Source organism: Streptomyces dioscori, assembly GCF_003024195.1.
GTDB classification, from domain to species: domain Bacteria; phylum Actinomycetota; class Actinomycetes; order Streptomycetales; family Streptomycetaceae; genus Streptomyces; species Streptomyces dioscori.
On record NZ_KZ679051.1, the window covers coordinates 272,269 to 293,414 of the forward strand.

Genomic DNA, 21,146 nt, shown 5'->3' on the forward strand with positions numbered 1-21,146 from the left:
CCCCCTACCCGAACGGCCCGCCGGCAGCTGTGCTTCCGGCGGGCCGTTCGTGCGTATCAGCGTTCAGCGAACCTGTCGGTGATCCATGTGATCCACCGGATCAACCCGACGGGTCACTTGCCGTAGTACGCGTTGTAGATCGAGATCGTCGACTTGTTGCCCTTCTTGTCGGCGATCTTGGCGTGGAACGAGATCGCCTTGCCCTTGGCCGGGTTGGTGATCGCGATCTTGCCGTTCTTGACGGTGACCTTCTTCCAGGTCTGGCCGTAGTCGTACGACACGTACACGGCGAGGGACTTCAGGTTCGAGCCCGCCGCCGAGCCCTGGACGGTCACCGGGACGGAGACCTTCTTGTCCGCCGGGGCCCTGCTGTCCAGGCCGACGGCCGCGTCGAAGCGGATCGAGGACGCGGGCAGTTTGGCCAGGTCGGCCTTCTTGGAGCGGAAGGTCCAGCTGGCGTCGACGCGGGTGGAGGCCGCGGCGACCTTGACGGTCCGCTTGACCGAGGTGGTCAGCTTGTACGCGGCGTCACCGGCCGGGACCTTGAAGATGCCGTCCCCGACCAGCGGGTCGCTGTTCGAGCCGACCTTGGCGCCGTTGCGGTAGAGGGTCGTGGTGACCGACGAGTAGAGCGAGGAACCGGAGTGGGTCTTGCCGTCGGCGAACAGCGGCAGGTAGCCGTAGATGCCGTTGCCCTCGCGGTAGAGACCGAAGGAGGAGGTCAGGCGAGGGCCGAAGACCGCCGTGTTGAAGGTCTTCTCGTAGCTCTTGCCCGCCGCGAGGGTCTGCGGGGTGCCGAGCGTGTAGAAGGCCTCGACGATCGGCCAGCCCCATTCGTCGACTCCGCCGTGCTGCTCGAAGTCGAGGTTCCACTTGACCCCGCCGGCGGTGGACAGGTGAACCGTCCGGGTGCCGGGGAGCGTCTGCGGGACACTGATCGCGGAGGAGCCGGAGCTGCCGGGCAGGCTGCCCCAGGCGGTGAGCGCGCCCTTCTTGCCGCTCGCCGAGGCGCCCAGACCGGTCTTCACCGTGGCCAGTTCGCTCGCCTTGTAGTGCTTGGTGTAGCCGGTGGCGAGCTGCTTGACCTTGGCTCCGGCGGTGGTGTCGTACTCCTCGGCGGGCTTGGCCCAGTGGCCGTCCCACTGCTGGTACAGCGTGCCGTCGGTGATCTGCGGACCGGCGTGCGCGGAACGGAAGTTGTCGTACGAGTCCAGCCACCAGCCGAACCCGTAGCTGTTGTTGCCGACGTCAACCGTGTAGTCGGGTGAGGCGAACTCGGACTTGGCCGCCGCGTCGGGCACGGTGATGTCCACCGGCTTGGCGGTCCGCGCGTCCACCGTGATCGTGGCGTTCTTGGTGACGCTCAGCTTCGGCTGGGCCACCCAGTCGGCGCCCTTGGCGAAGTCCTCCGGGTCGACGAAGAGCGCCGAGTCGAGGATGTAACCGCCCTTGGGGACACGGACCTTGACGGTGCCGGACGCGTCGTAGGGCGAGTACCACTTCTCCTTGGAGAGCCCGGAGACCCCGGAGAGGTTGGCGTTGTAGTACTCCGCCGCGTTGCCGTCACGGCCGATGAACTTGAGCGTGAGGTCGTACGACTCCACCTCACGCTGCACCGCCGCCGCCGTGCGTACGCTCTGCCCACCGCCGGTGGCGGTCACGTACGCGGAGTAGGCGCCGTCGACCGTGCCGCCGAGCTTGCTGTTGGCCGTGAGGTCGGCGGAGGCCGTGCCGCCCGCCGGGACGGTCAGCGTCTTGGCGCCGAGCGTGAAGAAGCCGGCCGGCGCGGCCTGCCCCTTCGGGTCGGTGGCCGCCACGGTGAGGTTCAGCGTGACGTCGGTCTTGCCGAGGTTGCGGTACGTGACCTTCTTGGTGACCGGGGTGTCGTCGGTGTGCGGCCACTGCTGGACGCCGAAGCTCACCGACGACGGCTCGGCGACGACGGTCTGCTTGATGGCCTTGTCGACCTGGATGCGGCCCGAACCCTGCTGGAACGGCGTGTACTTGCCGCCCTTGGCGGAGCCGGTCAGCGCGCCCTTGAGCTCGGCGTACGTCCAGTCGGGGTGCTGCTGCTTGAGGATCGCCGCGGCGCCCGCGACATGCGGGGTCGCCATCGACGTACCCGAGATGGTCACATAGCCGGCCGGCTTCTCGCCGACTTCCTTGGCGATGACGCTGCCGGGGGCCGAGGCGGCCGTGATGTCCACGCCGGGCGCGGTCACGTCGGGCTTGATCTGCCCGTCGAGGCCGGGGCCCCGGCTGGAGAACGAGGCCAGCTTGTCCGTGTCGTCTACGGCGCCCACGGTGAGCGCGGCCTCCGCGCTGCCCGGGGAGCCGATCGTCTGCTCGCCGAAGTCGCCGTCGTTGCCCGCGGCGATGGCAAAGAGGATGCCCTTCTCCTTGGACAGCTTGTTGACCTGCGCTTCGAGCGGGTCGATGTCGGCGGTGTCCCCGCCGCCCAGGCTGAGGTTCACGACGTCGGCGCCCTGTTCGGCCGCCCAGTCCATACCGGCGAGGATGCCGGAGTCGTCGCCGTAGCCGCTGTCGTCGAGGACCTTGCCGTTGAGCAGCTTCGCGCCCGGTGCGACGCCCTTGTACTTGCCGGCCGACTTGGCGCCCGTACCCGCCACGATGGACGCGACGTGCGTGCCGTGACCGTACTTGTCGGTCGCGTCGGGGGCGGCGGAGAAGTTCTTCGCGGCCACGACCTGGTTCTTCAGGTCGTCGTGGGTCGCGTCGACACCGGTGTCGAGGACGGCGACCTTGATGCCCTTGCCGTCGAAGCCGGCGGCCCACGCCTTGTCGGCGCCGATCTGCTTGACGGACTTGTCGAGGCTGGCCTTGCGGACCCCGTCGAGCCACACGTGGGCGATGCCGGAGGCGGTGCTCGCACCGCCGGACCGGGTGTCGGTGACCGCGGCCCACAGGTCGGGCGCGTCGCCCTTGGGCGTCAGCACCGCGTCCGCGTTCAGCGACTTCAGGGTCCTGCGGACCTCGGTGTCGCCGGCCTCGCGGACGTCCGCCTTCGCCGCCGCGGCCGTGCCGCGGTAGCCGACGATCAGCTTGAGGCCCTGCTTCTGCGCCTTGCGGCTGGCCGCGGTGCTCAGTTCGGTGACGTCGAACAGCCGCTGGTCGAGCTTGCCGCCGGCTATCAGCCGGGCCGCGTCGGCCGGCACGACGAGGGTGTGCCCGTCGGCCTTGCGTATCTGGACGGGTATCCCCTCGCGGCCCTTGGCCCGTTCCAGGCCGAGGACACGGCCCTTGGCGTCGACGACCACACGGTCGCCGGTGATCAGGGTGACGCGGTGCTTGGGCGTGGTCTGTACGGCCCGGTCGGTTGCCGTACGCTCGGCCTCCGCCGACGCCGGGCTGGTCATGCCCGCCGCCAGGGCCACGGCTGCCGCCGCGGCGATCGTGGCCGTGCACGCTCTCTTCACTTGTCTGCGCAAGTCTCCCCCTGGAGATCAGGTCCGGGATGAACCCCCGTTCATCCGGCCGGGGGACATCCCGTACGCATGCTCGCGCGTAACCCCCCGGAATACTCAGTATGCCGGGGGGTGAACTGGTGCTCAATAGCAAGACAGGCGTCAGGAGTTGGCGTTTTCCTTGACGGTGATCCTCCCCTTCCGGATCGTGGCGACCCGGGGGGCCTTTTTCGCGAGTGCGGAATCGTGCGTGACCATGATGAAAGTGAGCCCGTGCTCCTTCCACATGGTGTCGAGTACGTCCATGATCTCGTCGCGCATCGACTCGTCGAGGTTGCCGGTCGGTTCGTCGGCGAGCAGCACCTTCGGCTGCTTGACCAGGGCACGGGCGATGGCGACGCGCTGCTGCTGACCGCCGGAGAGCTCGGCGGGCAGATGCCCGGCCCGCTCGGCGAGCCCGACGGACTCCAGTGCGGCGGCGGCCCTTTCCCGCCGTTCCCTCACCTTCACCTTCAGCGGTACGAGGGCGGTCTCCACGTTCTCCTGGGCGGTGAGGGTGGGAATGAGATTGAAGCTCTGGAATACGAATCCGATGTTCTCGCTGCGCACGTTCGTCAGTTTGGTCTCGGACAATCTGGCGAGATCTGTTCCGTCCAGTTCGATGCTTCCGCCAGTGGGGCGGTCCAGGCCGCCGAGCATCTGGAGGAGGGTGGATTTGCCGCCGCCGGTGGGGCCCTGGATGACCAGGCGGTCGCCGTCCGGGATGGTCAGGTCGACGCCTGCGAGGGCGTGGACGGTCTCCTTGCCGCGCTTGTACTGCTTGGTGATGCCTCTTAGTTCGTACATGTGTGGCTCCTGGGCCGGGCGCTCCGCCGGGGGGGCGCGGTAGGAAAAGGTGCGGGCCGTCCGGGGCTGGTCGCGCAGTTCCCCGCGCCCCTGGAGGGGCGGGGTGGCGGCCGTGCCGGAAGTGCGGGTTGTACGTGGCTGAGCGCGCCGTTCCCCGCGCCTTTGACGGGGCTCGGGGTGCGGGGCCGCCCCGTAGCAGTTCGGCTACTCGACCCGGCGGAGTGCGTCCGCCGGGCGGAGGCGGGAGGCGCGCCAGCCGCCGAACGCGCCGGCGATCAGGCCGCCCGCCACCGCGAGGCCCACCGCGATCGCGATCGTGTTGAGGGCCACGGGTGCCGTGAGGGTCACGTCGAGGGCCTTGGAGGCCGCCTGGCGGGCCGGGCCGCCCATGCCGCCGCCACCGGGGCCTCCCCCGCCGCCGGGGCCGCCCATGCCCCCGCCCGTGGAGGCGAGTTCGGCCTGGAGCGTCGGGCTGATCGCGGTGACGGCGTACGCGCCGCCGAGGCCGAGGGCGATGCCGAGGACACCGCCGACGAGGCCGTTGACGACGGCCTCCCCGACGACCTGCCGGGTGACGCGGCCGGACTTCCAGCCGAGTGCCTTCAGCGTGCCGAACTCCCGTACGCGCCGGGACACGGCGGACGAGGTGAGCAGTCCCGCGACCAGGAACGCGGCCACGAGCACCGCGATCGAGAGCCACTTGCCGACGTTCGAGGCGAGGTCGGACGCGGTGGACAGGGACCCGGACACCGTGTCCGCCAGGTCGGCGGAGGTCGTCACCGTCGTACCGTCGATGTTCTTCTGGATGGTCGACTTGACGCTGTCGATCTGCTGCGAGTCGGACGCCTTGACGTAGATCGTGGTGACCTTGTTCTTGGAGTCACTGAGCGTCTGCGCCTGCTTGAGCGGGATGTACAGGTTGGCCGCCGCGTCACCGCTGTCGGGTGTCGCGATACCGATGACCTTGTACTTGACGCTCTTGACGGTGACGGTGTCACCGAGGGCGAGCTTCTTCTCCTTGGCGTAGGACGTGTCGGCGACGACGACCTTCGCGTCGGTCTCCGAGGTCTTGAACGTACGGCCGCTGGTGATCTTCGACGAGGTCAGCGGGCCGAGGTCCGGCTTGGTGACGTCGGTGCCGTACACCGAGTAGTTGTTGACGTCGAAGTCGGCGCCGCCGCCCTCGACGCGGCCCTGCGGGGACTGCTGGGCACCGGGGCCGCCGCCCTGCTGGTTGCCACCGCCGCCGCCCTGCTGCTGGTCCTGCCGGAACTCACCCCGCTGGAACTGGCCGCTGACCTTGATGACCTGGAGGCTGAGCCCGCCGACGGCGTCCGAGACGCCCTTCTGCGTATCGACCTTGGAGACCGTGCCGGCCGCCAGGGTCTGGAAGCCCTGCACCATGACGCGGTCGCTGCTCTGCTCCTCGTCGGAGTCACCGTCCCGGGCGTCGAACTGGAAGCGCGGGCGCTCGCCCGTGCCCGACTGGGCCTGGGCCGCCTTGGTGACCGTCATGTCCGTGCCCAGCCCGTACAGCGACTGGAGGACCTTGCCCTGCGCCTTCTCCATGCCGGACGACACGGAGCTGACGACGATGACCAGGGCGATGCCCAGGGCGAGTCCGGAGGCGACGACGAGCGCCGCCTTTCTGCGGCGGCGCAGTTCGCGCCTCAGATAGGTGAAGAACATGGCCGCAAGCTAGGGACGGCGTGTGATGGAGGGATAAGCCCCGCATAAGAGAAGGATGAGAAGGCTGTGCAGAACCTCGGAAAGGCCCCCCGGCGGGCTGTGCGGGCCCCGGGAAGGCTGTGAAAACGCCGAGGGCGGCTGCTCGTGGTGAGCAACCGCCCTCGGTGCGAGGTGTGTTCGGGTCCAGGGGTCAGGCGGCCGAACCGGCCTTCCACGCCGCCCAGTCCAGGTTCCAGCCGTTGAGGCCGTTGTCCGGGGCGATGGTCTTGTCACCGGTGTTCCGCACGTCCACGACGTCACCGACGATCGAGTTGCTGAAGAACCAGCCACCCTCGGACTTCGTGTCGTTGGCGCCCTTGGTGTCCGACAGGCCCACGCAGCCGTGGCTGGTGTTGACGCTGCCGAAGATGGACTTGGCGGCCCAGTAGTTGCCGTGGATGAACGTGCCGGAGTTCGACAGGCGCATCGCGTGCGGTACGTCCTTGATGTCGTACTCGCCCTTGCCGTCGTCGTCCGTGAAGCCGACGGTCGCGCCGTTCATCCGGGTCTCCTTGAACTTCTCGGAGATCACCATCTGGCCCTGGTACGTCTTGTTCTCGGGCGAGCCGGCCGAGATCGGGATGGTCTTGATGGTCTTGCCGTCCTGCGTGACCTTCATCGTCTTGGTCTTGGCGTCGACGATGGAGACCTGGTTGCGGCCGATCTTGAAGGTGACCGTCTTCTGCTGCACGCCGTACACGCCGTTCGCGCCCTCGACACCGTCGAGGTTCAGCTTCAGGGTGACGGTGGAGTTGCCCTTCCAGTACTCCTCGGGGCGGAAGTCCAGGCGGTTGGCGCTGAACCAGTGCCCGACGACCTCCTGGCCGCTGGTCGAGGAGACGGTGATGCCCTTCTGGACGTCCGCCTTGTTCGTGATCGCCTTGTCGAAGTTGATCGAGACCGGCATACCGACGCCGACGGTGGAACCGTCCTCGGGCGTGAAGTTGCCGATGAAGCTGTTGGCCGGCGAGACCGTCGTGAACGACGCGTTCTCGTGGGCGGCACGGCCGGCCGAGTCCTCGGCCGTCGCGGCGATCTTGTAGGCGGTGGCGCGCTCCAGCTGACCGCTGGGCTTCCAGCTCTTCTTGTCGGCGGATATCTCGCCCTCGACGGCGGCACCGGCCGCCGTCTTCATGGTCACTTCACTCAGTGTGCCCTTGGTCACAGTGACCGCGGCGGCGCTGTTGATGGAGGCGTTGTCGGAGCCGTCCTTGGGCGTGATCTTGATCTGGGCCTCGGAGGTCTTCTTCGCCGCGGCCTCGTCGACCTTCGACTGCGAGGAGCCGTCCCCTTCGTCGTCGCCCTTGGGGTTGTCGCCGCCCCCTCCGCTGCACGCAGAGAGCATCAGCACCCCGCCGAGCAGTGCGGACGCGACCGTCAGGCCCTTGCGCCGCTTACTGTCCGTCATCACACGCTTCTCCATCGTTGCCGAATCCCCTGAACCACGAGAGTCCCCGTAACACCAATTAACGCTACGACCGGTTCGTCCCGTTCCACATCCATCGAGGGTGTGGGGCATGCCACGTCGATCCACAGGGATACGCCTGGTGCGGGTGTCGGTCACTGCGTCCCATGAGACGACAGGACCCCGGGTGGCGGTTGCCGCCCGGGGTCATGAATTCTCCCGAGCGGTGTCAGCCGGCCGTTTCTTTCTCGTCCGAGGCGTCATCATCCTCGTCCAGGTCCCAATCCGGCGAATCGGGGTCGTAGTCGATGTGCTCGCTGCTCCACGAGGCCTGCGCGAGTTCGACCCCGGGCAGGTCCGCGACCAGGTCGAACGGGTCGACGAGGTACGCGAGGGCCTCGGCCGTGTTGTGCGTCACGGTGCTCTCGGCGTGGGCCCGCTCGTCGGCCGGGATCTCGGCGTCCTCGGCCATGCTGCCCAGCGCCGCCTTGGTCAGCGCGTTCTCGTCGTCGACCTCGACGACCAATTCGACGTGCAACCGCACAAATCGTGATGTCTCAGGTGTGCTCATACCTCGGAGCGTACGACTCCTGGCCACCGTGACTTTCCCGTGACCCGCACCTTTCACTAACATCGCCCCACACGGCCAATTCGCCAGCGTCACAAGGGGATCGATATTCCGTGTCCGCACGTCGATCGTTGCTGACCGCCACCGCCGCGGGGACCCTCCTGGGTGCCCTGTGGTTCGTTCCGTCCGCCAACGCGACGGACGACAAGCCGGCGGAGCACAGAACACAGACGACGACCACAACGGTGGTCCGCACCGCGGCACACACCTCCACGGACACGTCCGCGGAGGCCGCCACAGAGGATTCCGGCACGACCGACGACACGACCACGGAGGAGACCCAGACCCACCTGGCCGACACGGGAAGCTTCGACACGACCCCGTACGTAACAGGCGGAACGCTGTTCCTGGCCCTGGGTGCGGGATTCGTCGTCTACTCGGTGCGCAGGGAGCGCATGGCGGAGTACTGACCCCCGCAAGGGACGCGGGGAACTGCGCGGACGGCCACGACGTACGCGCAGCCGCCGCACAACACTTCCCCCCCCCCGAGCTCTCAGACGGAGCCTCAGGCGGACCGACGCCCACCCTGCTGTCCACCGCGCGTACGCGACGCTGCGGCACCCCCGCGCCCACGCGAGGCCGCCGCCCCGGCGCCGGACCCGCTGCGAGCCCCGCCGCCACCGGCCCGCGTACCGGCGGACCGAGTACCGGCGGCAGCCGCGCCACGGCCACCCCCGCCACCACCGCGCCGCGCCCGCGGCTTGCCCTGCGAAGGCTGGGCAACCGCGGGCTCCGGTACGGGAATGACGACCGGCACGCCGGAAGGCTCCCGCGCCCCGGTGATCCGGACCAGTTCCTCGTCGCTGGACCTGACGCGGGCCGTGTGCGGGTTGATCCCCGCGTTGGCCATCAGCTGGGTCATGTCCCGCTTCTGCTCGGGCAGGACCAGCGTGACGACGCTGCCGGACTCCCCCGCGCGAGCGGTACGGCCGCCGCGGTGCAGGTAGTCCTTGTGGTCGGTCGGCGGGTCGACGTTCACGACGAGGTCGAGGTCGTCGACGTGGATGCCGCGCGCCGCCACGTTGGTCGCGACGAGGGCGGTCACCAGACCGGTCTTGAACTGGTCGAGCGTGCGGGTGCGCTGCGGCTGCGAGCGTCCGCCGTGCAGGGCGGAGGCGCGTACGCCGCTCGCGAGCAGCCGCTTGGTGAAGCGGTCGGCCGAGCGCTTGGTGTCGACGAACAGGATCACGCGCCCGTCGCGGGCGGCGATCCGCATCGCGACGGCCTTCTTGTCCGTCTCGTCGGCGACGTGCAGCACGTGGTGCTCCATCGTCGTCACGGCGCCCGCGGAGGGATCGACGGAGTGCACGACGGGGTCCGTGAGGTACATCCGCACGAGCCGGTCGATGTTCTTGTCCAGGGTCGCCGAGAACAGCATGCGCTGACCGTCCGGCTCGACCTGGTTGAGGAGCCCGATGACCTGCGGCATGAAGCCCATGTCGGCCATCTGGTCGGCCTCGTCGAGGACGGTGATCGACACCTGTGCGAGGGTGCAGTCACCCCGGTCTATCAGGTCCTTGAGGCGCCCCGGCGTGGCGACGAGCACCTCGGCACCGCGCCGCAGCAGGGCGGACTGCTTGCCGATGGAGAGCCCGCCGACGACGGTCGCGAGGCGCAGGTTCACGGCCGTGGCGTACGGCGTGAGCGCGTCGGTGACCTGCTGCGCGAGTTCGCGCGTGGGCACCAGGACGAGCGCGAGCGGCGCCTTGGGCTCGGCGCGGCGGCCCGCGGTGCGGGCGAGCAGCGCGAGGCCGAAGGCGAGGGTCTTGCCCGAGCCGGTGCGGCCCCGGCCGAGGATGTCGCGCCCGGCGAGGGAGTTGGGCAGGGTGGCGCCCTGGATCGGGAAGGGGTCGGTCACACCCTGGGCGCTGAGGGTCTTGCCGAGCGCGGCCGGCATGTCCAGCGCGTCGAAGGACTCGACGGAGGGCAGTGCGGGCGTGAGCGTCTGCGGCAGGGTGAACTCGCGCGGCGGGGCGGCCTGCGCGATGGGCTTCTTGCGTACGTTTCTGCCGCCGCCGTTGGCGGGGGCCGCCTGGCCGCCGCGTGTGCCACGAGTACCGCGGGAACCCCGGGAATTCGCCGGCCGCCCGCCGGCGGTTCGTTCAGGACGTTCGGATCGAGTCATGCTGGATCTGGAATTCCTTCCTGGGCCGCACGGTTTCCCGTGCTTTCACGGTTTCCCGTGCTCTGGGACACACGGACAGCACAAGCCGGGGCCCGCACCCGAAGGTGCGGACCCCGGCTCGCGTGATGCGCGTCCCGGAATTAGGCGGGAACGATGTTCTCCGCCTGCGGGCCCTTCTGGCCCTGCGTGACGTCGAAGGAGACCTTCTGGCCCTCCTGCAGCTCACGGAAGCCAGAGGTGGCGATGTTGGAGTAGTGGGCGAAGACGTCGGCGCCGCCGCCGTCCTGCTCGATGAAGCCGAAGCCCTTTTCGCTGTTGAACCACTTCACGGTGCCAGTAGCCATGTCATTTCTCCTTGGATAGGTGTGGCTCCCATCCGGAAATGACCGGAAAAACAAAACGCGCCTGAGAGAGAATCCTTTCAGGCGCACAAGTTAATGGGTACCAAAAACGTTTCGCTATGAACCCTAGCACACGAATCGGCGGGGCTGCCGTGACGCGCACGACAGCCCCGCCCCCGGTCGGGAGATCCGTCAGGACAGCGGGCCCGTCACCGGTTCCACGGCCGCGACCAGGCCGCCGGCGCGTACGAACGCGTCCGCCGCGGCGAGGTCCGGGGCGAGGAAACGATCCGGCCCGGGGCCCGCCACCCCGGCGGCCCGGACGGCGGCGATCGCGGCCCGCGAGGCCGGCGCGGGCGTGAGTCCGGTACGCAGTTCGACGGCGCGCGTGGCGGCGTACAGCTCGATGGCGACGATCCGGGTCAGGTTGTCGACGGCCGTGCGGAGCTTGCGGGCGGCCGACCAGCCCATCGAGACGTGGTCCTCCTGCATCGCGGAGGACGGGATGGAGTCGGCGGAGGCCGGTACGGCGAGCCGCTTCATCTCGCTGACCAGGGCGGCCTGCGTGTACTGGGCGATCATCAGGCCCGAGTCGACGCCCGCGTCGTCCGCGAGGAAGGGCGGCAGCCCGTGCGAGCGGTTCTTGTCGAGGAGCCGGTCGGTGCGGCGCTCGGCGATGGAGCCGAGGTCGGCCGCGACGATGGCGAGGAAGTCCAGCACGTACGCGACCGGGGCGCCGTGGAAGTTGCCGTTCGACTCGACTCGCCCGTCGGGCAGGACGACCGGATTGTCGACGGCGGAGGCCAGCTCACGGTCGGCGACCAGCCGGGCGTGGACCATGGTGTCGCGCCCGGCACCGGCGACCTGCGGGGCGCAGCGCACGGAGTACGCGTCCTGCACGCGCGGCGCGTCGTCCTGGTGATGCCCTGTCAGCTCCGAACCCTTCAGCACGGCCAGCATGTTGGCGGCGCTGACGCTCTGGCCGGGGTGCGGCCGGATGGCGTGCAGTTCGGGCGCGAGGACCTTGTCGGTCCCGAGGAGCGCCTCCAGGCTGAGGGCGGCCGTGATGTCGGCGGACTTGTAGAGGGTGTCGAGGTCGGCGAGGGCCATGATCAGCATGCCGAGCATGCCGTCGGTGCCGTTGAGGAGGGCCAGCCCCTCCTTCTCGCGCAGTTCGACGGGCTCGATGCCGTGCTCGGCGAGCAGTTCACCGGCGGGGCGGACCACACCGTCAGGGCCCTCGGCGTCCCCCTCCCCCATCAGGGTCAGGGCGCAGTGGGAGAGCGGGGCGAGGTCCCCGGAGCAGCCGAGCGAGCCGAACTCGTGGACGACGGGGGTGATTCCGGCGTTGAGGACGTCGGCCATGGTCTGCGCGACGGACGGGCGCACCCCGGTCCGGCCCGAGCAGACGGTCTTCAGCCGCAGGAACATCAGCGCCCGGACGACCTCGCGTTCGACGCGCGGCCCCATCCCGGCGGCGTGCGAGCGCACGATGTTGCGCTGCAGCTGCGCCCGCAGCTCCGGGCTGATGTGCCGGCTCGCGAGGGCTCCGAAGCCGGTGGAGACCCCGTAGACGGGTTCGGGTTTGGCGGCCAGCGCCTCGACGATCTCGCGGGCCGCGGCGAGCGCCGCCACCGCCTCGCCGGAGAGCTCGACCCGGGCGCCGCCGCGCGCCACGGCCAGCACGTCGGACGCGGTGACCCCGCTCGTCCCCACCACCACAGAGTGCATATCCATATTCAGGAGCGTACGCAGTGAATGCGATGGTGTCACTAGTGGGTACGGGGTTGGGTCCTTACATCTACGTCACACCGAGGCCTCACCCGCGGCCTACCGCCGCCCGCGGAACCGCCGCCGTTCGGCCGCCGCGGGCGGGGGCGCGTCGGCGAGGCGTACGACGGGATCGTCGGGGCCCTCACGCCCGGCGACGACGGGCTTCGTGGCACGTACGGCCTTGGCGCGGTACTGGGCCGCGTCGGCGAGGCGGAAGAGGCGGCGGGCCGAGCGGACGGGTCCGAGGGGGTCCCCGGTCGAGGCGATCCCGCACGCGACCCCCTCGCCCAGCTCCAGCTCACCGGCCCGGCGGCACAGCTCCTCGGCGACCCGGACCACCTCGTCGGCGGCGGGACCCACCGCGACCAGGCAGAACTCGTCACCGCCGAGACGGGCGGCGAGCGTGCCGGGCAGCATCGCGCCGCACAGCGAGAGCACCGACCCGAAGCGTTCGAGGAGCCGGTCGCCGACGGCGTGCCCCCGGGTGTCGTTGACGCGCTTGAGTCCGTTGAGATCACACACCACCAGGCTGACGACCACTCCCTGCGCGCGATGGCACTCGATGGCCTCGTCCAGACGCACGTCCACGGCCCGGCGGTTGGCGAGCCCGGTCAGCGCGTCGGTGAAGGCGAGCCGCCGGGCCTCCTCCAGCCGTTCGGTCTGCGCGATCCCGGCGGCGACCACGGAAGCGAGGACGGTCGCGAAGTCGGCGTCGGCACGGCCGAAGGCGGGCGCGCCGGCCGACCGGGCGACATACAGCTCGCCCCAGGCGCGCCCGTGCAGCACGATCGGCGCGACGACGCAGCAGCCGCGCCCGCGCCGTCGCAGCGCGGCGACTCTCTGATGGCAGTACTCGGCGCTCCCGGCGGCCGGACCGTCCGCCGTCTCGACCCAGGCGTTGGGCTCGCCGCCGCCCACCCAGCGCTCGTGCAGGAACTCGGTGATCTCGGGGAACTGATGGACGGGGTACGTCTCCGACTCCGGGAACTCCTCCTCGCCCGGGGCCCGCTCCCCCGTGTTCACCAGGACCCGCAGCCGCCCCAGCTGCCGCTCCCACACGGACAGCGCGGCGAAGCTCCCGCCCAGCGCCAGGCGGGCCCCGTCCGCCGCCGCGCGCCACGACTCATGCGGGGCGTGCGCGGCGGCCATGCCCTGCGCCAGCGCCACCACGGCCCTCAGTCGCACATCGTCACCACCCATTACCCTAGGTTAGGTAGGTTTGTACGACTATGAGAGGTCGACGCGGCGAACAGGGGTTCCGCCACGGACGGCCCGCTGGGATGATCGACCCGGAAGTTAACCCACGTTAACCGGGGAGTGCGACATGACGGAGCAGGACGGCAACGGGCCCGACCAGGCGGATCGAGCGGACCGGGCGGACCAGGACTCGACGCGACGGTTCGGGGAGTACGTGGCGGTGCACCGCCCCGCCCCGTACGTCGCCGAACTCTCCCTGGACCGGCCCAAGGCCATGAACGCCGTGTCGTCCCGGATGGCCCGCTCGATCGCCGCGGCCTGCGAGGCGCTGGCCGCCGACCGGGACGTACGCGTCGTGGTGCTGACCTCGACGCACGAGCGGGCGTTCTGCGTCGGCGCCGACCTCAAGGAGCGCAACTCCCTCACGGACGCCGAGCTGGTCCGGCAGCGGCCGGCCGCGCGGGCGGCGTACACCGGGGTGCTGGAGCTTCCGATGCCGACGGTGGCCGCCGTGCACGGCTTCGCGCTGGGCGGCGGTTTCGAACTGGCCCTGGCCTGCGACCTGATCGTGGCCGACGGCACCGCCGTGGTGGGCCTGCCCGAGGTGTCCGTCGGCGTCATCCCCGGCGGCGGCGGTACGCAGCTGCTGCCGCGCCGGGTGGGCGCCGCGCGGGCCGCCGAGCTGATCTTCACCGCTCGGCGGGTGGCGGCGGGGGAGGCGCGGGAGCTGGGGCTGGTCGACGTCCTGGTCGATGACGGTCAGGACCGGACGGAGGCGCTGGCGCTGGCCGCGCGCATCGCCGGGAACTCGCCCGTGGGGCTGCGGGCCGCGAAACGGGCGCTGCGGCTCGGGCACGGGCTCGATCTCCGGGCCGGCCTGGAGATCGAGGACGCGGCGTGGCGGTCGGTGGCGTTCTCGGGGGACCGGGCGGAGGGGGTGGCGGCGTTCAACGAGAAGCGCCGGCCGGAGTGGCCCGGGGAGTGATTCCCTCGCCCCCCATTGTCCTCAAACGCCGGACGGGCTGAGTATCAGCCCGTCCGGCGTTTGAGGACCGGGGGTTCGGGGGCAGCGCCCCCGAGTCAGTGACGGGAACGGGTAGGGGCGGTGGGGGCGAAAAACCCCGTTCGGGTGACGCCGCGCCGGACACCGTCCGAACCCCCACGCGCGTGCATACCCTGCGCATCGGGGGGATCGGCATGACTAAGACGGCACAGCAGACGGACGACCCGACGGCCACAGCGGCAGCGCCTCGCGGACGCCACCGCAGACCCCGCCCCCACCGCACCCTCCTCACGGTCACCGGCCTCGCCCTGGCGGCAGGCGCGCTCGGCATGCTGCGCCTCGCGGTCCCCACCCCGTCGCAGGCCGGCGGCGAACGCGTGGAGGCGACGGAGCTGGACCCCAGCGCGTCGGCGGTACCCGAGAAGCAGCCGCGGCACGACCCGACGGCGGCCCCGGCGACGCCCGCGTCCCCCTCCGCCACCCCGTCCCCGGACACCACCCCGGTGCCGCCGCGGGCGAATCCACCGAGCCACACCGCACCGGCAAGGACCGCAGCCCCGACGGCCGTCCACCCCTCACCCACAGCCGCACCCACGCGCCCGGTCACCGCCCGGCACCCGGAACGGCGCCCACCCGCCGCCACCGCCGAGCCCTCGGCACCCGCCCGGCCGCCCGGAACGGCGCTCCCGCCCCCGGTCCCGCCGGACGCCATCTGCGTACCGATCGTGGGTCTGTGCCTCGACAGCGACGGCAAGTAGGACCGGCGAGAGCCCTCAGCCCCGCCGGCTCATCAGCCAAGGCTCGACCACGCCGAGCCCACGCACCGCCCGCTGCCACATCGGCTGGAGTCCGAAGCGGTACGCTGGCGGCTCCTCGCCCTCCTTCTCCGCGGCGACGGCCTCCTCGACGGCCACGGCCTCGGAGGCGGGCGCGTCGCCCGTGCGGATCAGCTCCTCCGCGAACGCCCCGTCGACCAGGACGGCGTCCTTGGGAGCTATCGACGTCAGCCGGGAGGCGAGGTTCACGGTCGTACCAAACACGTCACCCATGCGTGTGGTCACCGTGCCGAACGCGATGCCCACGCGCAGCTCCGGCATCGTCTCGTCGTTGGCCATCGTCTCGATGAGGCGCAGCGCGATCTCGGCGGCCACCCCCGCGTCGTCGGCCGCGTACAGCACCTCGTCGCCCAGGGTCTTGATGAGCCGTCCGCCGTGGGCGGCGACGAGGTCGGCGGCGGTGGTCTCGAAGGCCTCGACGAGTTCGCCGAGCTCCTCCTCCTCCATGCGCCGGGTGAGGCGGGTGAAGCCGACGAGGTCGGCGAAGCCGACGGCGAGGCGCCGGTCGACCATCTCCTCGTCGTCCGCGGCCTGCACGACCCGCCCGGTCGCGGCGGCGAGCTGGCGCCGCCAGACGTAGATCAGGAACTCCTCCAGCTCGGGCAGCAGCAGCTCGATGAGGGGGTACGTGACCTCGGTGCGCGTCATGCCCGGCTCGGGCGGCTCGGTGAGGCCCTCCAGGAACGAGTCGATCTGCCACTCGGCCAGCCGGGCCGTGGTCTGGCCGGTGGAACGGGCCACCTGGACCGCCATCGCCTCGCTGAGCAGTCCGGCCTCGACGAGACCGGCGAGGCGCCGCAGGGCGAGTACGTCCGCCTCGGTCAGCGCCTTGGCCTGGCCGATGTCGGCGAAGCCCATGGCCCGCCAGAAACGGGAGGCCAGCTCCATGGAGACACCGGCGCTGCGGGCCGCCTGGAAGGGGGTGTAGCGGCGCTCGGCGCCGAGGATGAGCTGTTCGAGCCGGAGCGCGAGCGGGTCGTCGTCGGACTCGGCGCCGGGCTGGTCGGTCCGGCCGTCCGGCCCGCCCGTCCGGCTGTTCTGCACGTCGGTGCGGCTGTCCCGCACGTCCGCCCGGCCGTTCTGCACGTCGGTCCGGCCGTCCTGCGCGTCCACTGGGTCCTGTTCCTCTTCCTCCACGCGCGCGTGGAGCTCGGCGCGGTCGACCCGCGCGGCCGCCGTGTCGGCGACAGACCCGGCGGCACGCCCGGGCTCCCCGTCGGAGGCGGGGTCACCCGTGCCCGAACCGCTGTCGTCGACCGTCACGCCTGCTGCCCTTCCGATCTGCCGCGGTCAGGTATCGACCGGCCTCAACTCTACGGCAGGTGTGCTCTGGCTCACTCCCGACTGCCGAGGCCGGACGGCTCCTGACCCACTCCGTCCCCGTACGTCCGGCGGACCGCTCCGGCCCGCTCCCTGTCGTACGGCCCGTCCGCGCCCCTTGCTCACCACCGGCACGAACAGGCACGCCACGCGGGGAACGCACGGAACGCCCCGCGTACCCCGCTGGGCGCGTACGTCACTCGCTTCCCGGGGATCCCGCCGATCCCGCCGGGCGCAGGTGCACGATGTCCCCGGCGCCCACGGGCTGCTGCACGCCTTCCGCGGTGGCCAGCACCAGCCGTCCGTCACCGTCGAGGGCGACCGCCTCGCCGGTGATCGAGGTGTTCCCGGGCAGTTCGGCCCGTACCTCCCGGCCGAGCGTCGCGCAGCCGGCGGCATAGGTGTCCTGGAGACCGGACGCGGCGGGGTCGCCTCCCACACTCCGCCATTTCTCGAACCACTGTTCGAGCGAGCGCAGGACGGTCCGCAGGATGGTGTCCCGGTCGGTGGTCGCCGCTCCCGCGAGGGCGAGCGATCCGGCGCCCGGTACGGGCAGCTCGTCGGCGCGGAGCGTGACGTTGATGCCGATGCCGACGACGACCGCGTCGTCCCCGGCGCGTTCGGCGAGGATGCCGCCGACCTTGCGTTCCGCGCCCTCGACCGTCACCAGCAGGTCGTTGGGCCACTTCAGCGCCGTGTCCACGCCGGCCGACCGCGAGAGCCCCGTCGCCATCGCGACCCCGGCGAGCAGCGGCAGCCAGCCCCACCGCTCGACGGGGACGCCGGTGGGCTTCAGCAGGACGGAGAAGAAGAGGCCCGAGCGGGCGGGCGCCGTCCACCGCCGGTCCAGGCGCCCGCGCCCGGCGTCCTGCTCCTCGGCGATCAGGACCGTGCCCTCCGCCGCCTTGCCTTCGGCGGCGAGGGCGACGAGGTCGGAGTTGGTGGAGCCGGTACGGGCGACCACCCGCACGTCGGACCAGAGCCCTCCACGCCCTCCGTCACGCCCCCCGTCGCGCACGAGCGCGCGGCGCAGCGCCACGGCGTTGAGCGGCGGACGGTCCAGGTCGGACCACGGGTTGCTGTGCGCGTCGCTGTTCGCGTCTGAGTCATCTCGCGGCGTCATGCAACCCACCCTAGGTGTGGTAAACGCCGCACTGCCGAACGGTAGGCACGCCACTACGCTACGGATGAGTAGCCAATCCCCCATCTGAGCCCGATCCCCTTCTGAGCACCTCACCCTCACGTCCCCACTGAGCAGGCAGGGAGCCGCATCCCGATGTCCGAGCCGGAACAGCAGCATGAGATCGACATCCACACCACCGCGGGCAAGCTCGCGGATCTGCGGCGCCGCATCGACGAGGCGACGCACGCCGGCTCGGCACGCGCCGTCGAAAAGCAGCACGCCAAAGGCAAGTTGACGGCCCGTGAGCGGATCGAGCTGCTGATGGACGAGGACTCCTTCGTCGAGTTCGACGAGTTCGCGCAGCACCGCTCGACGGACTTCGGGCTGGAGGACAACCGCCCGTACGGGGACGGGGTGGTGACCGGTTACGGCACGGTGGACGGCCGTCCGGTGGCCGTGTTCTCGCAGGACTTCACGGTCTTCGGCGGCGCCCTCGGCGAGGTCTTCGGCCAGAAGATCATGAAGGCGATGGACTTCGCGCTGAAGACCGGCTGTCCGGTCATCGGCATCAACGACTCCGGCGGCGCCCGCATCCAGGAGGGCGTGGCGGCGCTCGGCATGTACGGCGAGATCTTCCGCCGCAACACCCACGCCTCCGGAGTGATCCCGCAGATCAGCCTGGTCGTCGGCCCGTGCGCGGGCGGCGCGGTCTACTCCCCCGCCATCACCGACTTCACGGTCATGGTCGACCAGACCTCGCACATGTTCATCACCGGCCCCGACGTCATCAAGACGGTCACCGGCGAGGACGTCGGCTTCGAGGAGCTGGGCGGCGCGCGCACCCACAACGCGGTCTCCGGCGTGGCCCATCACATGGCGGGCGACGAGAAGGACGCGATCGAGTACGTCAAGTCGCTGCTGTCGTACCTGCCGTCGAACAACCTCAGCGAGCCGCCCGCCTTCCCCGAGGAGGCGGACCTGACGACGACGGACGAGGACCGCGAGCTCGACACGCTGATCCCGGACAGCGCGAACCAGCCGTACGACATGCACACGGTGATCGAACACGTCCTGGACGACGCCGAGTTCTTCGAGACGCAGCCGCTGTTCGCGCCGAACATCCTCACCGGATTCGGCCGCGTCGAGGGGCAGCCGGTGGGCATCGTCGCCAACCAGCCCATGCAGTTCGCGGGCTGTCTGGACATCGACGCGAGCGAGAAGGCGGCCCGCTTCGTGCGCACCTGCGACGCCTTCAACGTCCCCGTGCTCACCTTCGTGGACGTCCCCGGCTTCCTCCCGGGCGTCGACCAGGAGCACACGGGCATCATCCGCCGCGGCGCCAAACTGATCTACGCGTACGCCGAGGCCACCGTCCCCCTGATCACGGTGATCACCCGCAAGGCCTTCGGCGGCGCCTACGACGTCATGGGCTCCAAGCACCTGGGCGCGGACCTCAACCTGGCCTGGCCGACGGCCCAGATCGCCGTGATGGGCGCGCAGGGAGCGGTGAACATCCTGCACCGGCGCGCCATCGCGGCCACCCCCGCCGACGAGCAGGAAGCCACCCGGGCCCGGCTGATCCAGGAGTACGAGGACGCGCTCCTCAACCCCTACACGGCGGCCGAGCGCGGCTACATCGACGCGGTGGTCCTGCCCTCCGACACCCGCGCCCACGTCGTACGCGGCCTGCGGGCCCTGCGCACCAAGCGGGAGTCCCTGCCACCGAAGAAGCACGGCAACATCCCCCTCTAGCCAGCACGCCGGTCGTCGAGAACGGGAGCGGTCATGAACATCAAGGTCGTACGGGGCAACCCGACCCCCGAGGAGCTGGCCGCCGCCCTGGCAGTGGTCAGAGCCCGCGCCGCGGCGGCGGAGACACCCCCGCCCGGCGCGGCACGGCACAGGGACGCCTGGTCGGACCCGTCCCGCCTGGCCCAGACCCGCCTGCCGTCCCCGGGCCCCCGGTCCTGGTCCCACACCTTCTGGCCCCGCTGACCCCCTGATCGGGCCCCTCCGGGGCCCGTAAGGGGCGCGGGGAACTGCGCGACCAGCCACGACGCACCCGCAGTCAAAGAAGCACCCCCACGGCTTCGGCCATCACCTCGTACCCGAGATCATTCGGGTGCAGGTGATCGCCGAAGTCGTAAGCACCCCGAAGCCGTTCGGACGCGACGGGATCGGCGAGCGCCCGATGGAGATCGACCACGCCGTCGTACTCCCCCGAGCAACGAACCCACTCGTTGAACTCGTGACTCACCTTCGCGGCCCGCTCCCCCCAGTGATCGGACCCCCCGAAGGGCAACAGCGTCGCCCCGACCGCCCGCACCCCCCGACCCCGCACCTGCCGTATCAACTCCCGGTGCCCCGCGATGAGTTCATCCACCTCGACACGCGGCGCGGGCCGGTACGTGGGCTCCGCCGCCCCCTCACTGAACCCGATGTCGTTGAGCCCGAGCAGCACCACGAGGGTGTCGACGCCGGCCAGGGAGAGCACGTCCCGTTCCAGCCGGTGGACGCCCTTCTCCCCGTACCAGGCGGAGTCGTTGAGCAGCAGGTTCCCGCCGATACCGGCGTTGAGCACGGGCCGTCCGGTGCGCGCGGCGAGGGCGTCGGACCATCGGCGGTTCGCGCCGGGCGTGGACCCGAACCCGTCGGTGATCGAGTCGCCGAAGAGCGCCACGCCGTCCGTGCGCCCGGCGGAGACGTCGACCGCGGTCAGGAAGTACCAGGACTCGGTGGTCTCGTCGAAGCCCGCGCCCCCGGTGTCCGCCAGGAGGTCGCCCGCACCCCGGTAGCTGGTCGTGAAGGCCTGCGCGTGGAAGGTGGCGGGGCCGGTGACGGCGTCGAGGTGCAGGGTGACGGTCACGGACTCCCCGGCCGCCACGGCGAACTCGGCCGCGTCGCCGACGGTCTCCCCGCGCGCCGGGATCTCGACGGACGCGGCCCCGCCGAAGGTGAGCCGCACGGGCTCGGCCCGCACGGCGGCACCGGCGCCAGCGCCGGCAGCGGCATCTACTCCGGCGCCGAGGGCCGTACGCGCGAGGGTCGCGCCCGCGATCCGCAGCGGCGAGGTCCCGTACGCGTTCGAGAGGCGGATGCGGACGCGGTCGCCGCCCGCGGTCAGGCGGACGACCTGCCGCAGGGACTGGCGCCAGAAGCCCTCCTGGGACCAGTTGGGGGTGAAGCCGGTGCTGGGCGACTGCGGAGAAGCGGTCCAGGCGGTGGTGAACACAGCGGTTCCCTCCAGTTCCTCAGGGGCGTACTAATGGGATTCGAGTCCCCTTAGTGATGCCGGGAACGGTAGCAGGAAGCGAGCATCTAATGGAACCAGCGACCCTTTTACTCAAGATGAGTACGCGTACTCAGGCGTCCGGAGCCGTGCCGGAGTCACGATCG

The 21,146-nt window shown here is 70.8% G+C and carries 17 protein-coding genes; 5 read left to right on the forward strand and 12 right to left on the reverse strand.

Going from position 1 to position 21,146, the window contains the following annotated elements:
* Positions 1–113 precede the first annotated feature (113 nt).
* From C6Y14_RS31810 to C6Y14_RS31835, 5 genes are all read right to left on the reverse strand, one after another.
* Complete coding sequence (locus tag C6Y14_RS31810) at positions 114–3,437, reverse strand: S8 family peptidase (RefSeq protein ID WP_107020327.1); 3,324 nt, start codon at positions 3,435–3,437, stop codon at positions 114–116.
* A 150-nt stretch (positions 3,438–3,587) separates the two neighbouring features.
* The gene (locus tag C6Y14_RS31820; RefSeq protein ID WP_107020328.1) at positions 3,588–4,271 is read right to left on the reverse strand and encodes an ABC transporter ATP-binding protein; all 684 of its coding nucleotides are present in this window, start codon (positions 4,269–4,271) and stop codon (positions 3,588–3,590) included.
* A 204-nt stretch (positions 4,272–4,475) separates the two neighbouring features.
* Positions 4,476–5,960, reverse strand: coding sequence for an ABC transporter permease (locus C6Y14_RS31825; RefSeq protein WP_107020329.1), 1,485 nt, complete (start codon positions 5,958–5,960; stop codon positions 4,476–4,478).
* Positions 5,961–6,150: 190 nt separating this feature from the next.
* Positions 6,151–7,422, reverse strand: a complete 1,272-nt coding sequence (locus C6Y14_RS31830; RefSeq protein ID WP_107020330.1) for a L,D-transpeptidase — start codon at positions 7,420–7,422, stop codon at positions 6,151–6,153.
* 211 nt (positions 7,423–7,633) lie between these two features.
* Complete coding sequence (locus C6Y14_RS31835) at positions 7,634–7,975, reverse strand: hypothetical protein (RefSeq protein WP_107020331.1); 342 nt, start codon at positions 7,973–7,975, stop codon at positions 7,634–7,636.
* 110 nt (positions 7,976–8,085) lie between these two features.
* Here C6Y14_RS31835 and C6Y14_RS31840 point away from each other — a divergent pair, with 110 nt between their 5' ends.
* Positions 8,086–8,442 carry a hypothetical protein gene (locus C6Y14_RS31840; RefSeq protein ID WP_107020332.1) on the forward strand — a complete coding sequence of 119 codons (357 nt, stop codon included), beginning with the start codon at positions 8,086–8,088 and terminating at the stop codon, positions 8,440–8,442.
* A gap of 95 nt (positions 8,443–8,537) precedes the next feature.
* On the opposite strand, the gene C6Y14_RS31845 is transcribed toward C6Y14_RS31840, so the two are convergent.
* The 4 genes from C6Y14_RS31845 to C6Y14_RS31860 all read right to left on the reverse strand — a co-directional run bounded on the left by C6Y14_RS31845 (position 8,538) and on the right by C6Y14_RS31860 (position 13,471).
* Complete coding sequence (locus C6Y14_RS31845; RefSeq protein ID WP_107020333.1) at positions 8,538–10,157, reverse strand: DEAD/DEAH box helicase; 1,620 nt, start codon at positions 10,155–10,157, stop codon at positions 8,538–8,540.
* Positions 10,158–10,297: 140 nt separating this feature from the next.
* Positions 10,298–10,501, reverse strand: a complete 204-nt coding sequence (locus C6Y14_RS31850) for a cold-shock protein (RefSeq protein WP_003969786.1) — start codon at positions 10,499–10,501, stop codon at positions 10,298–10,300.
* A 189-nt stretch (positions 10,502–10,690) separates the two neighbouring features.
* Positions 10,691–12,229, reverse strand: coding sequence for a histidine ammonia-lyase (hutH, locus tag C6Y14_RS31855; protein ID WP_107020334.1), 1,539 nt, complete (start codon positions 12,227–12,229; stop codon positions 10,691–10,693).
* Between the two features lie 99 nt (positions 12,230–12,328).
* On the reverse strand, positions 12,329–13,471 hold the full coding sequence (locus tag C6Y14_RS31860; RefSeq protein WP_107020335.1) for a GGDEF domain-containing protein: 1,143 nt from the start codon (positions 13,469–13,471) through the stop codon (positions 12,329–12,331).
* Positions 13,472–13,595: 124 nt separating this feature from the next.
* Here C6Y14_RS31860 and C6Y14_RS31865 point away from each other — a divergent pair, with 124 nt between their 5' ends.
* Positions 13,596–14,453 (forward strand): enoyl-CoA hydratase/isomerase family protein, encoded by an 858-nt coding sequence (locus tag C6Y14_RS31865; RefSeq protein WP_107020336.1) that lies wholly within the window; start codon positions 13,596–13,598, stop codon positions 14,451–14,453.
* 212 nt (positions 14,454–14,665) lie between these two features.
* Positions 14,666–15,229 (forward strand): hypothetical protein, encoded by a 564-nt coding sequence (locus C6Y14_RS31870; protein ID WP_107020337.1) that lies wholly within the window; start codon positions 14,666–14,668, stop codon positions 15,227–15,229.
* 15 nt (positions 15,230–15,244) lie between these two features.
* Here the strand turns inward: C6Y14_RS31870 and C6Y14_RS31875 are convergent, their stop codons facing one another.
* Together C6Y14_RS31875 and C6Y14_RS31880 are read right to left on the reverse strand one after the other, a co-directional pair.
* Positions 15,245–16,351, reverse strand: a complete 1,107-nt coding sequence (locus C6Y14_RS31875) for an adenylate/guanylate cyclase domain-containing protein (protein WP_107020395.1) — start codon at positions 16,349–16,351, stop codon at positions 15,245–15,247.
* Between the two features lie 472 nt (positions 16,352–16,823).
* Positions 16,824–17,750 carry a biotin--[acetyl-CoA-carboxylase] ligase gene (locus C6Y14_RS31880; protein ID WP_107020338.1) on the reverse strand — a complete coding sequence of 309 codons (927 nt, stop codon included), beginning with the start codon at positions 17,748–17,750 and terminating at the stop codon, positions 16,824–16,826.
* Between the two features lie 153 nt (positions 17,751–17,903).
* Here C6Y14_RS31880 and C6Y14_RS31885 point away from each other — a divergent pair, with 153 nt between their 5' ends.
* Together C6Y14_RS31885 and C6Y14_RS31890 are read left to right on the forward strand one after the other, a co-directional pair.
* A complete protein-coding gene (locus C6Y14_RS31885) occupies positions 17,904–19,502 on the forward strand; it encodes an acyl-CoA carboxylase subunit beta (protein WP_107020339.1) in 1,599 nt (532 codons plus the stop codon).
* A gap of 33 nt (positions 19,503–19,535) precedes the next feature.
* Positions 19,536–19,745 carry an acyl-CoA carboxylase epsilon subunit gene (locus C6Y14_RS31890; RefSeq protein ID WP_107020340.1) on the forward strand — a complete coding sequence of 70 codons (210 nt, stop codon included), beginning with the start codon at positions 19,536–19,538 and terminating at the stop codon, positions 19,743–19,745.
* A 73-nt stretch (positions 19,746–19,818) separates the two neighbouring features.
* Here the strand turns inward: C6Y14_RS31890 and C6Y14_RS31895 are convergent, their stop codons facing one another.
* Positions 19,819–20,982, reverse strand: a complete 1,164-nt coding sequence (locus tag C6Y14_RS31895) for an SGNH/GDSL hydrolase family protein (RefSeq protein ID WP_107020341.1) — start codon at positions 20,980–20,982, stop codon at positions 19,819–19,821.
* Positions 20,983–21,146 lie beyond the last annotated feature (164 nt).

Excerpts from the sequence above, each read along its gene's own strand:
- C6Y14_RS31865 (WP_107020336.1), top strand. The coding sequence starts at position 13,596 with ATGACGGAGCAGGACGGCAACGGGCCCGACCAGGCGGATCGAGCGGAC.
- C6Y14_RS31880 (WP_107020338.1), bottom strand. The coding sequence starts at position 17,750 with ATGACGCCGCGAGATGACTCAGACGCGAACAGCGACGCGCACAGCAAC.
- C6Y14_RS31835 (WP_107020331.1), bottom strand. The coding sequence starts at position 7,975 with ATGAGCACACCTGAGACATCACGATTTGTGCGGTTGCACGTCGAATTG.
- C6Y14_RS31830 (WP_107020330.1), bottom strand. The coding sequence starts at position 7,422 with ATGGAGAAGCGTGTGATGACGGACAGTAAGCGGCGCAAGGGCCTGACG.
- C6Y14_RS31820 (WP_107020328.1), bottom strand. The coding sequence starts at position 4,271 with ATGTACGAACTAAGAGGCATCACCAAGCAGTACAAGCGCGGCAAGGAG.
- hutH (WP_107020334.1), bottom strand. The coding sequence starts at position 12,229 with ATGCACTCTGTGGTGGTGGGGACGAGCGGGGTCACCGCGTCCGACGTG.
- C6Y14_RS31885 (WP_107020339.1), top strand. The coding sequence starts at position 17,904 with ATGTCCGAGCCGGAACAGCAGCATGAGATCGACATCCACACCACCGCG.
- C6Y14_RS31845 (WP_107020333.1), bottom strand. The coding sequence starts at position 10,157 with ATGACTCGATCCGAACGTCCTGAACGAACCGCCGGCGGGCGGCCGGCG.
- C6Y14_RS31860 (WP_107020335.1), bottom strand. The coding sequence starts at position 13,471 with ATGGGTGGTGACGATGTGCGACTGAGGGCCGTGGTGGCGCTGGCGCAG.
- C6Y14_RS31825 (WP_107020329.1), bottom strand. The coding sequence starts at position 5,960 with ATGTTCTTCACCTATCTGAGGCGCGAACTGCGCCGCCGCAGAAAGGCG.
- C6Y14_RS31870 (WP_107020337.1), top strand. The coding sequence starts at position 14,666 with ATGACTAAGACGGCACAGCAGACGGACGACCCGACGGCCACAGCGGCA.
- C6Y14_RS31850 (WP_003969786.1), bottom strand. The coding sequence starts at position 10,501 with ATGGCTACTGGCACCGTGAAGTGGTTCAACAGCGAAAAGGGCTTCGGC.
- C6Y14_RS31890 (WP_107020340.1), top strand. The coding sequence starts at position 19,536 with ATGAACATCAAGGTCGTACGGGGCAACCCGACCCCCGAGGAGCTGGCC.